This is a genomic window from uncultured Tenacibaculum sp., from assembly GCF_947494125.1.
Classification (GTDB): Bacteria; Bacteroidota; Bacteroidia; order Flavobacteriales; family Flavobacteriaceae; genus Polaribacter.
Genome location: NZ_CANLTU010000010.1, coordinates 58,012 through 73,751, shown reverse-complemented (window position 1 = coordinate 73,751; position 15,740 = coordinate 58,012). Strand labels below are relative to the sequence as shown.

General features: G+C 31.7%; 9 protein-coding genes. 4 read left to right on the top strand and 5 right to left on the bottom strand.

Annotated elements, in window-relative coordinates; translation table 11 throughout:
* The first annotated feature begins 90 nt into the window (after nt 1-90).
* A complete protein-coding gene (locus Q0881_RS14325; protein ID WP_299161642.1) occupies nt 91-1,023 on the top strand; it encodes an anti-sigma factor in 933 nt (310 codons plus the stop codon).
* A gap of 77 nt (nt 1,024-1,100) precedes the next feature.
* Nucleotides 1,101-1,574, top strand: coding sequence for a DUF6495 family protein (locus Q0881_RS14320; RefSeq protein ID WP_299161640.1), 474 nt, complete (start codon nt 1,101-1,103; stop codon nt 1,572-1,574).
* Nucleotides 1,575-1,586: 12 nt separating this feature from the next.
* On the opposite strand, the gene Q0881_RS14315 is transcribed toward Q0881_RS14320, so the two are convergent.
* Nucleotides 1,587-3,347, bottom strand: coding sequence for an amidohydrolase (locus Q0881_RS14315; RefSeq protein WP_299161638.1), 1,761 nt, complete (start codon nt 3,345-3,347; stop codon nt 1,587-1,589).
* A 22-nt stretch (nt 3,348-3,369) separates the two neighbouring features.
* Nucleotides 3,370-4,053, bottom strand: a complete 684-nt coding sequence (locus Q0881_RS14310; protein ID WP_299161636.1) for an NAD-dependent deacylase — start codon at nt 4,051-4,053, stop codon at nt 3,370-3,372.
* Nucleotides 4,054-4,088: 35 nt separating this feature from the next.
* On the opposite strand from Q0881_RS14310, the gene Q0881_RS14305 reads away from it, so the two are divergent.
* On the top strand, nt 4,089-4,766 hold the full coding sequence (locus Q0881_RS14305) for an RNA methyltransferase (RefSeq protein WP_299161634.1): 678 nt from the start codon (nt 4,089-4,091) through the stop codon (nt 4,764-4,766).
* 14 nt (nt 4,767-4,780) lie between these two features.
* Here Q0881_RS14305 and Q0881_RS14300 read toward each other — a convergent pair whose 3' ends face one another.
* Both Q0881_RS14300 and Q0881_RS14295 read right to left on the bottom strand, forming a co-directional pair.
* A complete protein-coding gene (locus tag Q0881_RS14300; protein WP_299161631.1) occupies nt 4,781-4,960 on the bottom strand; it encodes a hypothetical protein in 180 nt (59 codons plus the stop codon).
* A gap of 4 nt (nt 4,961-4,964) precedes the next feature.
* A complete protein-coding gene (locus Q0881_RS14295) occupies nt 4,965-11,498 on the bottom strand; it encodes a LamG-like jellyroll fold domain-containing protein (RefSeq protein ID WP_299161629.1) in 6,534 nt (2,177 codons plus the stop codon).
* 214 nt (nt 11,499-11,712) lie between these two features.
* Here Q0881_RS14295 and Q0881_RS14290 point away from each other — a divergent pair, with 214 nt between their 5' ends.
* Nucleotides 11,713-13,374 (top strand): tetratricopeptide repeat protein, encoded by a 1,662-nt coding sequence (locus tag Q0881_RS14290; RefSeq protein WP_299161627.1) that lies wholly within the window; start codon nt 11,713-11,715, stop codon nt 13,372-13,374.
* A 1-nt stretch (nt 13,375) separates the two neighbouring features.
* Here the strand turns inward: Q0881_RS14290 and Q0881_RS14285 are convergent, their stop codons facing one another.
* Nucleotides 13,376-15,676, bottom strand: coding sequence for a type IA DNA topoisomerase (locus tag Q0881_RS14285; protein WP_299161624.1), 2,301 nt, complete (start codon nt 15,674-15,676; stop codon nt 13,376-13,378).
* Nucleotides 15,677-15,740 lie beyond the last annotated feature (64 nt).

The window sequence follows — 15,740 nt, the reverse complement described above, 5'->3', positions numbered from 1 at the left end:
TTTTTTATTTCTTTATTAAAAAAATAATAGTGTGTAAGTTTTAATTTATTGATCGACTTAATAAAGGAATAATCAAAAATTTACATAATTATGAAAAAAATAATTTTAGGAGCATTAGTAATAACTTCTTTAGTATTTACCTCTTGTAGTGATGATAACGATAATGTTGCAACAACAAAAACTGTAGGTCAATCATTTCAAAACTTACCAGATTTAGGCGCTAATTATGTGTATGAAGGATGGTTAATTGTAGGAACAGAAAAAATATCAACAGGAAGATTCTCTAATACTGAAGGAGCAAATCATACTAGTTCTTTAATAGATATTACAAAAGTAAGTGCAGCTACAGAATATGTGTTAACTATTGAACCAGCGACTGAAACAGGAACAGATTTAACATCTCCAAGTGGATGGATTTTCTCAAAAGGAGCTTTTACAAATACTACAGCATCGCCATCTACGGATGGAGCTTTATTTGATGGTTCTAGTAATTTAGAAACAGCTACAGCTCAAGGTTTCTTAAAAGCACCATCTGTAGGAATGGTAGGAACAGATGCTAATGGAATTTGGTTTATCAATGCATTACCACCAACTACAGGAGGGTTTGCAAACTTACCAACTTTAGGTAGTGGATGGATTTATGAAGGTTGGGTTGTTGTAAATGATACTTCAGGTAATCCAACACCAATATCTACAGGAAGATTTTCAGATCCAAATATGGCAGATACAAGCTTTTTTGGAGCAGCTAATAATAATGAATTTAAAGGACCTAATGGAGTACCACCTTTCCCTGGAGAAGATTATATAGCAGATCCAAATGGAAGGTATCCTAATGTAACTTTTCCAATTGATTTAACAAGTGCAACTGTTGTTATTTCTATTGAACCAACTACGAATGATGCACAAGCTCCTTTTGGATTAAAGCCTTTTGTACAAGCGTTAAATAGTCAAGCTTTAGCTACAGCATTTACGGTAGCTAATACGTATTCAGGAAAAGAAATTTCTGGTACAGTGACTAGATAATATAAATTCTATATGAATTTTCTATTTTGTTTAGAAATTCAGATATTTGAACCGCCTTATAAAAAGGCGGTTTTTTTATGAAATATAGACAACTTACCAAAGAACAGTTTGAAGGATTACACGAAGAATTTGCACGTTTTTTAGCGTCACAAAGTATAGATGCAAAAGAATGGAAAGAATTAAAAGAAGAAAAGCCACATGTGGCAGAAGATGAAATGAATATTTTTAGTGATGTAGTTTGGGATGATGTACTTACAAAAACTCAATATTTAGAACATTTTTCACCTAAGGTTGTTAATTTATTTAAATGTGATGAAAAAGAAATACACCGTATCGTTATTACTATAGATAAAGATATAAATTTATTAGAGCAAGAAGGTTTTGAGTGGTTGATGAAGAATCCTAATGATGAAAAAATTGAGTTTTTCACAGGGGCTAAAGAATATTCAACAGATAGAAACGTAGAGATTTTTGATTTAATAGAAAAAGGCGGTGCTATTTCAAAAGGAGAATTGTTTGAGTATTTTAATAAACTAGTTTCAAAAACTTAAAATCTTTCAAAGTTAATAAGTAGTTTTATTACCATTAATAAATGTTTGAATACATTTAATTTTATGTAGATTTTCTGTTTTTACAGTATAAGGATTCTTATCAAGAACAATAAAATCTGCATACTTTCCTTTTTCTAAAGAACCAATTTTATTTTCTTTATGTATTTGGTAAGCAGCATTTATGGTTAAAGACTCGATGGCTTCAAGAAGATTTAATTGTTCATTTTTACCTATAACAATTCCTTCCTTGGTTTTTCTCTCAATAGCAGTTTGAATTAATCTAAAAGGTTTACTTTCAAACATAGGTTGATCTGCATGTAATGTGCTTATTATTTTTTGATTTAAGGCAGATTTTACGGGTAATATTTTAGAAGTTCTTTTTTCGCCTAAAATATCATTATTCAAAGCATCTCCATAATAAAGTAAGTGATTAATATGAAAACTAGGAAATAAATTCAGCTTTTTTATTTTTAATAATTCAGTTTCAGGAAGAAGTAAACAATGCTCTAATCGATGTCTAGATTTATTAAAATTTAATTGACTATTAAGCTCTTCGAAAGCATTGATAACTTCGATATTTGCAGCATTACCTTGAGCGTGTATTGCTATTTGCCAACCTCTTTTATGATATTTAGTTATAAATTCTTTTAATTTTTCTTTACTAAGAAGTGCTTTTCCATTAGAGTTTGGTTTGATATGTAATTTGTTAGCCGTTAAATCTGTAGTTAAATACGGTTCATTAATATACATAGACCCTGTATATGGCGAACCATCATACCAATGTTTAATCCCAATAATATCGTAAAAATCATTAGGTTTTCCTTTTGTTTCAGGTAAAATGTGTGTCATATCATGACGTACATATATAAAATGACGTGGAGTTGGTTTTCTTTCTGGAAGCTGTCCTATGAACGCTAAAAAATTACCTAACAAATTAGGTGTTTTATCAGATAAATGTTTCATTAATATAAGCGGTTTAGTGTCGTTTATTGTTAAACCAGTTGAAACAATAGTAGTATTCCCATTTTTAGCATAATTGGTCATTGTTTTTACAGAAGAATTGCTTAATATTTTAGGTGTAAGTACTTCTTTTTTGAGCTTTTCTATAAATGGTTTAAAAGCTTCTTGTTCTGTAATAAGACCTGTTAAATTTCCTTCTAAATCTCTTTCGTAGAAACTGTTTTTTGAAGGGTTTTTAGTGTTTTTAGTAATGCCTACACTTTCAAAAGCTTTTGAATTTACCCAATAACTATGTAAACTTTGGCTAAAAATAACGACAGGATTATTGGGACTAATTTTATCTAAGTATTCTAATGTTGGAGTTTTTAAGTCACTTACTAACACAGGATCTAAGCCTTTAAAAACTAACCACTCATTTTGGGTAGAATTTTTCATGCAATTTTCAAAATACTTCCAAACTTCAGTATTACTTTTATGTTTAAAACCAGATAAATCATACATGTTTTCAAAAAACATTGACAAAGCAAAATGCGTATGAACATCAATAAAGCCAGGCATTATAGTAGCTCCTTTTAAATTTATTTTTTTAAGCCCTTCATTTTTAAACTTTGGAAGTTTTTTTAAATCGCCAATTTCTTGAACAATTCCATCAACAACTAGCATCGCGTTTGCTGTAGGTTGTTTGTTATTTACAGTAATTATATTGGCATTATAATATAGGGTAGGAGGTGACTTTTTAAAATCTTGTTTCAATAATATCCATCCAACGATTAAGACTAAAATAACTGTAATAAAAAGAAGTTTCTTTTTCATGAATACAAGATACTAGTAATTTTTAAATTAAATATTCTAAAAGTTTGTCGGTACCTAAACTAGCAACGTTTTTTATAACTGTTAGGTTATTAAGCGAGTTTTGGTTTAAAGCTGGTTTTGGATCAATAAAATAAATAGGAGTATTTTCTTGAGCATAATCAACTAAACTAGCAGCTGGATATACTTGCATAGAAGTACCAATAATAATTATAATATCTGCTTTTAAAGTTAGTTCAATAGCTTTTTCTAACATTGGAACGGCTTCTCCAAACCAAACTATATGAGGGCGTAATTGAGAATTTTGTTCGCATAGATTACCTAAAATAATGTCAGAACTCCAATTATAAACTAAATGTTCATGTGTAGTACTTCTAGCTTTTAAAAGTTCACCATGTAAATGTAATACATTGGAGCTTCCTGCACGTTCATGTAGGTCATCTACATTTTGAGTAACAATATCAACATGAAAATGATCTTCTAATGTAACAAGATTTAAATGCGCTTTGTTTGGACTAACATTTAATAATTGCTTTCTACGTTGATTGTAAAAATCAAGGACTAATTCTGGATTTGCATTATAACCCTCAGGTGAAGCTACTTCATAAATATCGTGTCCTTCCCATAGTCCATCTGCATCTCTAAATGTTTTAATTCCACTTTCTGCACTTATACCAGCACCTGTTAATACAACCAATCGTTTTTTCATAAAACTAAAATATGAAATTTTAGTATGTTTGTTGTATGATTGACGAAGGATTATTAGCTTATTTAGAAGATTATATTACAGAGAAAAGGAAAAATATTTTTCATAAAGTGTTGAATAAAAGAACACGTCATTTTACTGTTGTCTTAGAAGACATATATCAACCGCATAATGCAAGTGCTGTGGTGAGAAGTTGTGATATTTTCGGTGTGCAAGATGTTTATGCAATTGAAAATAGATTTACGAATAAAGTTTCTAGACATGTTGCGAAAGGAAGTCAGAAATGGTTAAATATTAATCGTTTTAAGGAAGATGGAGATAATACAAAAGCTTGTTTAGAAGACTTACGAGCAAAAGGGTATCAAATTATAGGAACAACACCACATACTGATTCTTGTGTGCTATCTGATTTTGATGTAACAAAGAAGTCCGCTTTTGTATTTGGAGCTGAGAAAGAGGGTATTTCTGATTATATTAAACAAGAGGCTGATGGATTTTTAAAAATACCAATGGTTGGCTTTACCGAGAGTTTAAACATATCGGTAGCAGCTGCAATCACTTTAAACGATGTAACTTCACGCTTACGTAAGACTAATGTTGATTGGCAATTAACTGATGAAGAAAAAAGAGTTTTGTATTTTGAATGGATTAAAAATACAATTAAGAACCCTGATAAGTTAATCGCGTATTATCAAAAAAAAAACGAGGCTGAATAGCCTCGTTTTTTTTATTAAAAGTTCCCTCCTGGATGATCGGTTGGAGGACTTTGTGCTTGCGCTTTCTGCGGATTCAAAATCATATAAGTTCCTAAAGCAGTTAAAGCTGAATACTTACCATATTTACCCAACTTTTCTAAAGCTTCTTTTCTGGTGATTTTGTTTCCTTTTAAATTTATATTTTGGTTGTTCATTGTTTTATTTTTTAAGGATAATTTTTTTACGCTTGATTCCAATATTTGTTTTTACGCTAACTATATAAACTCCTGTTGCTACTATTGGTAAATCAATACTATTGTTGCCAGTTCCTTCAAAGTTATCTTTATAAACGATAGCACCTAAAGAGTTATACATGGCTAGTTCAAAAGTTTTTCCGACGATTCCTTTTACGAATAATTGATTATTTACATTGAAAAGGGTAATGTTTGTTAAACTTCCTTCTGGAGTTTCTACTTGTGCTTTTGTATGTAAGTAAAACCTTCCAACTTCATTTGTAGTTTTTGCCATGGTTAATGAATAAACTTCTTCATTTAAATTGATGAACTTTCCTACTTCTCTATCTTCTAAGTAGATTTCAATTCCCGTTGGTAATGAAATTCCTTTTCCAGAGATCGTTACTGAAACTCCTTCTTTTGCCTTGATTCCAATTGGAATAATAAATGCTTCTTTTAGATCATTAGGTAAAGATTGATAGGTGAAATTCTTTTCTGAAGAACCATCTAATAATCTTGTATAAATATCTAATTCAGCTGCGTCAAAATTTCCTATATCATATCCAACATCTAATCCTTTTGTCGCATTATTTCTATAACTAATACTTGTATTAACATGAGTTCCTTTTGAGGTTAAGGATAATTCAATGATTGGAATACTGAAGCCTTTGTTAAAAGTTCCTCCAGTAGCGGGTTGTAACATTCGTTGTGCTTGATTGAAGGCCATTGTACTTACACCACTCTTGGCTTTGACAAAAAATCCTTGTCCAGGTGCAAATGAACTCTCGCCACTTACCAGAGTTTTAGCCACATATTTATTTTGAGTATTTTCCCAAATATAAGCTGCAACGTAGCTTGGATCAAAACTAGCAAGGTTATCGTTGATAAAATTGGTGTCGGAGTTTTCGTTTAGTGGTAAGAAAGTGGTATAAGGATTTCCAATGGCATTCCACTGCGATGCTACAACAGAAGTATTAATATTGGTAGTTTCTATAGTTCCAGTAAATGTAACCGAGCCGTTTGTTGCTCTTGAAATAGCATAGCTCTTACCTTTTTCAAAAGTTATACTATTAGATGCTAAATCATCTACCGTATAGTACACCCATTTGTTTCCAACGGCTCTGCTATCATCATAGTATCCAATAGCATATCTATTAGGTGTTACAGTTGCGTTTACGCGAATATCATTCGTTGAGTTCTCTACGAAATCTTTGATACTTTGACCAGAAACGGGTGCAGATACAATACTCCATTTGTTAGCCACTAATCCTCCACGTTTATAAGTTACTTGTCCATTTGATGTTCCTTTGACTATTAAACTAGCACTATTGGATGCTGTGGATGTCATGGTAAAAGTTCCATTATTTATCAAGTTACCGTCTACTATTACATCGGCATTTTCATTGATATCAAAGGAAGAAAGAGATTCAACGGTTAAATCATTTATTTGAATGGCACTAGTTACTTCTGGTGTATTGGTTACATTCGGAACAATTACACTTTGAGTAGTAAGTGGTTCTAGATTGGTAGACCAATTTCCATTGGTTGTCCAACTGGTATTTACACTTCCATTCCAAGTAACTTGTGATGGATGTACTACATTTACTGTTCTAATAACTTCAACTGCTGCGTTTCCTGAAACCCCCGTAGCGTTATAAGTAATACTATAACTTCCAATGGCATCAATAAATGCACTTGCATCTATGGTAACATTAGAGCCGTCATTTACACTAGCTCCCAACTCTGTATAACCACTGCCTAATGCAATACTTTGTGGATTGTCTCCTGTTAATGTAATAACTGGGGTACCACAACTGTTAGTAATATCTTGCACGCTATCCCAAGCGGTTGGATGGGTTCCAACAAATGATAGGGTAGAAGAGCCGTTACCATTATGGACATAATTGAATAAACCACATAAACTTGTAGTATTTTCTTGGTTCTGGATTACTAATGTATTGGTTACATTTTGTAACCCAAATAAATCAATTGTTAGTAAAGCATTGTTATTTCTAATAGTAGAATCTGTACTAGTTAATTCCGTAACGTTTTGTAAAGCGCTTATATCTGCCAGATTTCCATTAAAGCTAATACCTAAAATACCAATAGATGTTAATGATGCTAAGAAAGAATTATCGAATGTTGTAATTAATTCATTTTCAGAAATACTTAAGGTATTTATAGATGTAATAGTTAATTTAGGAAAACCTTCTAAACTACTAACCAAATCACAATTAGATAAATTAAAACTTCCTAAAGTAGTTAATTCATCAAGTCCCTGAAGATTATTTAAACTAACAAGATCTCTTAATAAAAGTTGACCGCTAATACTTGTTAGATTTTGAAGGAAACTTAAATTGGTTATTCCTAAGTTGTCTAAACTGAAATTACCGTCTATGGTTGATAGCGCTGGTGTTGTAATGGTAGTTAGTTGTTGACAATGATCAATAGAAGCATTGTTACTAATACTTGTTAGCTTAGAAATACTTAATGTAGTTAAACCACTACAACTACCAATGGCTAGACGACCTGTAACTGTTTGTAATTCTGGAGCGGTGATAGATTGTAAACTATGCATATCAGTAATTAGAAAATTCCCTGTACTTTCTAGAAGAGCTAAATTAAGATTGGTCATTCCACCTCCATTATTATTCATTCTAAATTCTCCACTTACTTGGGTCAATTTTGGAATTGAAATAGAACTTAAAGAGCTATTGAATGTAATAGAAAAATTTGAACTTATAGTTTGTATTTCATCAAAAGCAATCGTTGATAATATTGAATTATTTGTGATAGCTATACTTGAAATAGAAGTAAGTTGATTAAGAATTGAAATATCTGTTAGTTGGTCTAGATTGTTAACCTCAAAACTTCCCCCCAAACTTGTAATGTTTGAAAAACTTACTATTGATGTGATGTTAGACATGTCTTTAAATGTCATATTACCTCCAATAGTAGTTAAGTTTGAAAATCCTGATAAATCATTAGAAATATTTCCTTCTAAATGTAGGTTACCAGAAATAGTATGAATCTTAGAAAAACCTGATAAATCAGTAATAGTACCGTTAATAGTTACATCTCCTTCAATAATTCCGCAATCTCCTAAAGTTGCTGTAAAAGTATCTACTTCGGTTTGTGTAGTTAATGTTACATCTCCTATTACTATACAGTCGCAACTATTAGAAACATTATTAGCGGAAGCATCAATCCAGTTACTAGTAACACCTGTTAAAGCAAAATTGCTTAAAGTTCCATTAAAATTGTTAGAAGAGCTATCAGTTAAAGTTGTTAATCCGCTATTGTCTGCACCAGAAATCCCCGAATTAAAATTATAACTAGCTATTAAGTTGTTTTGTGACATATCTGCTGTACAACCATTTAATTGACCAACTTCAAATGCACTTAATGTTTTTGTCCAGATACGTAATTCATCTAATTGACCATCAAAATAACCACCCGCATCTCCACTTGGACTATCGGCGGCTGCATATCCTAATTGAATATTTGCCGTGGTAGATGTTACTGTAGGAGTTCCAACCCAACCTGTTGATCTTGCTAGCGTACCATCAATATAACATCGAGCATTTCCTGAATCTAAGGTAATTGCCACGTGATGCCACTCATCATCATCTACTTTAGTTGCTGGACTTAATAAACGAGTAACATAATTTGAAGTACTTGCATAGTAGTAAAATTCTATTCTTCCTCCATCAAGATTAACTCTCCATCCGTTATTGACATCTGGTGTAAATTTATTAATAACACCACCAAGACCGTCTGTAGTTTTAATCCAAAAATCAACAGAGAAATTTAGATTGTTTTGAGAAGTATTGTGTGAAATAGTTACCAAATCATCAGAACCATCAAAATCTAAACCTGTTCCCGGAGGAATACCAGTTCCTTGGATAGTAAAACTATAAGTAGGTTCATCACAATCATCACTACTAATAACTACCGTAGCCGTTTTTATTCCACCAGAGGTAGGAGTAAAAGTTATAATTAATGAAGCAGATTCCGTAGCAGGTATTGGATTATTACTTGGATTTCGAGTAATTGAAAAATCACTAGTATCACCGGTAAGTACTATTCCACTAACATTTAATGAAGCTGAACCATCAGAATTACGAATAAAAAAGCTCATTTCTTTAGAGCTACCTACATTAACACTATCAGCATCAGTATTATCACCAGTAATAGGAGTAGTTTCTCCAGTTAAGATATCATTACCATTACCTTGTACATTGATTTCAGGAATAGCCACTGAACAATTTCCTGAAATATTATTGGCTGTAGTATCTACCCAATTAGAGCTAGTACCTGTTAAAGAAAAGTTTGTTAGCGTACCATCTAAATTATTGGAAGTTTCGTCATTTGCAGTGGATTTAGATGAATTATTAGCATTTACATTTCCTTCATTCAAATTATAATAAGCAACTAATCCAGATTCATTTCCTGTTAACTCACAAGTTTCCTGAGCACTTAGTTCATCTGAGCATAATGCACGACTCCAAAAACGAATTTCATCTAATTCACCTGAAAAGTATTGATTAGAATAGCTAGAATATCCAATAAAAGTACTTTCTGTATTGGTAGGTGCATTGGGAGTTGTAGCATAAGAATTACTTGAATTTGCAGTTCCATCAACATAAAACTGAACAGCATTATCTCCAAAAACAATAGAAAAGCGATGCCAATTACCATCATTTAAACCAGAAATACTCGAATTTACGGTAGTGGTTATATTGGAGCTTTTATAGTAAAAACGTAACCTCCCTGTATCTGATAATTGAATAGAAAAACCGTTTTCATTGGTAGCATCATATTTACTAATTATTGGGTTATTATCTGTCGTTGAAGATGTTTTAAAATAACCTTCCACAGTGAATGTGTTGGTGTTAAAAGAACTATTATGACTAATACTTATATGGTCATCCGTTCCGTCAAAATGAAGTCCCGTTGCAGGAGTATATCCTGTTCCTTCGATTGCAAAAGTGAAAGTTCCATTGTCACAATCATTATTTGAAATTTCAACAGTTGCTGTTCTATGTGCATTTGCTGAAGGAGTAAAAAGGATACGTAAGTTTCCTGACGCTCCTGCGGCTATGGTTGTAGGCGATTCAATAATAGAGAAATCTGTAGAACCATTAATAGTAATATTTGAAATGTTCAAACTTGCACTTCCTGAATTATTGATTGTATAATCTGCAGGTTCTGCTTGTCCTAATTGTACGTTACCAAAGGAAGTATTATTAGTTACGACTACATCGGTATCTCCGTTATTAATATCCTTATTATTTGAAGAAATTTTAATAATTGGTTCTGTGTAGGTACTGCAAGTTCCAATAAGCCCATTTGAGCTAGCATCAATCCAATTTGAACTTGTTCCTGTTAATCCAAAATTATTCAAAGTACCTTGAGGAGGAATACCTGAACTAATGGTATGTTTTGGGTCAAGTATTGAAAACATAGGAAAGTTATTTCCATTTACTTCACCATTGTTAAAAGTGTAATACGCAATTAAATTATCTTCACTTCCCGTAAGCTGACATTTAAACTGATTGGAAATTCTACAACTAGATAAATCCATATCCCATACACGAAAATCATCAATTGCTCCTGCATAGTATTGTACACCGCCCATAGCACTACCGATAGTTAAATTGCTGCTACTATCAACAATGGCCTCTGAAATGTTAAGTGTATTTTCAAGAGTTCCATCAATAAAAATTTGATAATTACTTCCATTATAAATAATAGCTACGTGCTGCCATTGATTGTTTACAATAGGAGGAGTCATAAAGGTTTTAGCACCACTTGAAGTAAAAAATGTAAAATTTAGTTGTAAAGAAGTGTCTATTCGTAAATTATACCCAGAACTCCCACTCATATTATCAAAAATGAAATGTTCATTAGTACCAGAAATTTCAGGTTTTATCCAAAATTCTAAAGTGAAATTCCCACCATTTATATTATAATTCCCACTATTAAATGTAATATTATCATTCACACCATCAAAGTGTAACCCACTTCCTTGTTCGTAAGCGGCTCCTTGAATAGCAAACGTAAAAGTACCGTTGGTGGCATCGTCACTGGTAATGGTTACAGTAGCATTTTTAGTACCAACGGTTTGGGGGGTGAACTTGATATTTAATTCTTCACTTGCTCCAGGTGCTACCATTGTAGGAGATGTTCCTTCAATTTCAAAATCGCTTGCGTTAGCCCCAGTAATAGTAATACTAGAAATATTGAGAATATCCATTGGGCTGATGTTTTCAATTGTGAAAGTTGAAAGATTTGTTTCCCCAGCTGCAGTATTCATAAAAAGAGTGCCATCTGGTTCAGATACATTGGTTTGTCCATTGGTAAAAGGACTTCCCATAGGATCAAATCCTTTTACTTTAATTTGACCAACAAAAGTTTTTGCAGGATCTGTTCGTTTGTTTGCATGGATACTTTCTGAAAGAAAGATACATGTTATTGCATATAGCAATGTGAGTATTGGGAGGGCCGTTTTTTTCATAAAAGAGAAGTTTGGTAGACTTTATTAAACTTATAGTTTGTTTTGTGACACAATGGTACAAAACTATTCTTATTACCAAGCTTTTTTTATGGTTACAAAAAGTTTCACCCCTTTGTTTTTAAGGGTTTTGGAGAATTTTGTTTATTTGGGAATTGTAATGTGTTTATCTTTATCTAGTTATATTTGTGTTACTTTTTTAACACTCCCACAGTTTATGAGGCTATTTTTATTAGTTGTTTTTTATACGGTTATAGGTACAGTTTTTGGACAAGTACCTCAAGATTCTTTGGTTATTGAATTAAAGGGGAAAGTTGAAAATGCTCAGAACGACTCTGTAAAGGTTCATTATTTGATTAAGCTTACAAAAAAGGTAGAAAAATCTAATATAGGTCAAGGAAGAGAATTAATAATGGAGACTTTGGGAATTATAAATGATATAGAAATTCCAAATGACTATTTTTTAAAGCAAAAAGCATCTATATTAGATGCCTTAGGTAAATATGAATCCCGACAAATTAATTATCAAAATTCTCTTAATTTTAGGCTACAAGCTTTAAAGATTAGAGAAGCGTTAAAAGACTCAATTGAAATAGCCAAAAGTTATCATAGTATGGGGATGTTATTTCGATATCAAAAGGAATATGATAAGTCAAAATTCTATTTCCTAAAGTCTCTTGAGATACAAAAGAAAAATATTGATAGTGCCCAATTTGCTAGAACTTATAACATGTTAGGAGTTAGTTATTATTATAACAAGCAAAATGACTCGGCAATGTACTGCTATAAACTTTCTAGAAATTATTATCCTAGAGCTTTTGGAAAAACAAGACCTAATGAAAATATAGCTGCAATCTATTACACTACAGGTAATTATGAAAGAGCCATTGAAATATATAAAAAAAACTTAGCATTGTATAAATCAGAAGAAAACAACGACTTTATCATTAATGTTCAAATGCATCTTGCTAAGATTCATTCTGATTTAGGTAGACATAAGCAAGCAATACATTATATTGATGAAACATTATTCTATGCTAAAAAATATGGAAATACTTCGAAATTGCCACTTATATACCAATTAAGAAGCCATATTTTCGAAAAAATGGGCAATTATAGGTATGCCCTTGGTTATTACAAAACCCATAAATATTACTACGATTCTATTTTCAATGTTAAAAATGCAAAGAAGATTACTGAATTAGAGTTGAATTATAAATTTCAAAAAGAAAAACAAGCTGATAGTTTGAAATTTGCAAATGAAAAAAAAGCGTTGGAATTAATAACTGAGGTAAAGCAAGCAAGAAATAGACTTTACATTGTTGTATTATTATCAATTTCTATAATCGGTATTACACTTTTGATTATTGTGAATAATAGAAGAAGACTCAACAGAGAACGTTTTAAAAAGGAACAGTTTGCAAAAGAACTGTTAGATGAGCAATTAAAACATACTACTTATCAAGCAAAACAATTGGTGGCAGATAATAAAATGCGTTTGCAGTTTAAGCAAGAGTTTTTGACAAAGTTAAAGAAGGTAAATAAACATGGAGATGATGTAGATGCTTCTGGCTTTCAATCGTTAATCGTAGATTTGACCTCACAAATACAAACTGAAAGTAAATTTGATTCTATAGGAGATAATATTGAACAACTAGACAAAGAGTTTAATGAAAAGCTTAGAACTCAATACCCAGATTTAACTAAGTCTGAAAGAGAGATTTGCGCTTTGATGCGAATGAATTTAAGTATCAAGGAAATTATGATCATTAGAAATGTTAGTATGGGATCTGTAAAAGCTTCTCGTCACCGTATTCGAAAAAAAATGAGACTAGAAAGAGGGCAGGAGTTAGGACAAGCTATAATGGAGTTGGTGTAACCTAATTATTAGAACTTAATATTTCAAGAACAAATTCTTTAGTCAACGTTTGTCCGTTGGCTATTTTTTTGATGTTATCGAAAGTAAAAACAAAGTCACAACCGTTTTTATATTCAGAACATCCGTAAGCAGATTTTCCTTTTAAAACAGTTCCTTTTTTACATTTTGGGCAACTAATAACCTCTGGAACTTTAGTTATACTAGCTACTTTTTTAGGTTCAAATTTCAGATTAAAATTATCATCAAAACGAATTAAACCTTCAACTTTATTTTCACCATGTTTAAAACCTTTTAAATTAGTAGTGCATCCTTTATCTAGTAATCTAATTAATTGATTTTCGGATACTTTTTTAGCCATAAACTCAAAAGGTAGTTTAAAGTCGCAGCCACTTTTATAAGCAGAACATCCATAGGCAGTATTACCTTTTAGTAATTGTCCGTTTTTACATTTCGGACATTCTTTACCAACAACAGTTTTTTTCTTCGATGTAGATTTTTTTACAGCTACTTTAGGAATTTCGTTTTCTGAAGAAAGACGTTTTGTTTTATTGCTAGAACGAACTTCATATACCAATTCATCTACCATTTTTTTCATGTTATTTATAAAAGTCCCTGCGTTAAATTCTCCTCGTTCAATTTCTTTTAAACGTTTCTCCCAACGACCTGTTAATTCGGCAGATTTCAATAATTCATTGTCAATTAAGTCAATTAAATCAATTCCCGTTTGCGTAGGAACTACTAACTTTTTCTGACGTTCAATATATTTTCTTCTAAACAAAGTTTCAATAATACTTGCACGTGTTGATGGTCGACCTATACCATTCTCTTTCATTAATTCTCGCATTTCATCATCATCAACTTGTTTACCAGCAGTTTCCATAGCACGTAATAAACTTGCTTCAGTATAATTACGAGGAGGTTTGGTCTCTTTTTCTAAGAAGCTAGGTTCATGCGGCCCTTTCTCTCCTTTTTCAAAGGTTGGTAAAACTCCAGAATCTGAGTTTTTTTTAGAAGCATTTCCATGTTCAAAAACAATACGCCAACCTTTAGATAAAACTTCTTTTCCACTTGTTTTAAATGAAATTTTATCTACTTCGCCAATTACAGCGGTATTTGCAATTTCACTTTCAGGATAAAAAACAGCTATAAAACGTCGTGTTATAATATCATATACTTGTTGCTGATTGTATTGTAAATTATTCTGAATCCCTGTAGGAATAATAGCGTGGTGATCTGTTACTTTTTTATCATCAAAAACCTTTTTAGATTTTTTTATTTTCTTTCCAAGTAACGGTTGAGTTAATTCACTGTAATTAGTAAGTTTACTTAATATACCGGGTACTTTCGGATAAATGTCATTTGGTAAAAATGTAGTATCAACCCTAGGATAGGTTACTACTTTCATTTCATAAAGCTTCTGAACCATTTTTAATGTTTCATCTGCAGAAAATCCAAATTTATTGTTACAATATACTTGTAAGCCTGTTAAATCAAATAGCTTCGGAGCGTATTCTTTTCCTTTCTTTTTGGTTACTGAAGTAATTTCAAAATCGCTTTCTTTTACTTTATCAGCAAAAACCTGACCTTCTTCTTTTTTAAGAAAACGACCTTCTTCATAACTAAATAATGTTTCGCGATATAAAGTTTGTAATTCCCAATAAGGTTGTGGCTTAAAATTTTGAATTTCTTTAAATCGATTAACCAACATGGCTAGGGTAGGAGTTTGCACTCTACCTACTGATAATACTTGTTTGTATCCACCAAATTTAACGGTATATAATCGAGTAGCGTTTAAACCTAATAACCAATCGCCAATGGCACGTGAAAAACCAGCATAATACAAATTATCATATTGTTCGGCGGGTTTTAAATTATTAAAACCTTCTCTAATAGCTTCTTCTGTTAAGGAAGAAATCCATAAACGTTGTACTTCTCCTTTATAATTTGCTTGGTTTATTACCCAACGTTGTATTAATTCTCCTTCTGTTCCTGCATCCCCACAATTAATAACAACATCAGCTCGTTCAAATAAAGATTTAACAATATTATACTGTTTTTGAATACCTCCATCATTAGTTACTTTGGTATTAAAACGTTCTGGAAGCATAGGTAAATTATTTAAATCCCAGCTTTTCCAATGAGGTTTGTAGTCTTTAGGTTCTAAAAGTGTACATAAATGCCCAAAAGTGTAAGTAACAGCATAGCCATTACCTTCGAAATATCCATCTCGTTTAGTATTGGCTCCTAATATATTAGCAATTTCACGAGCTACACTCGGCTTTTCGGCGATACAAACTTTCATTAATACAGTTTAGAAATTCGAAATTAATAAATTATTTATGAATGTAGGAAAAGGATTTTAGATA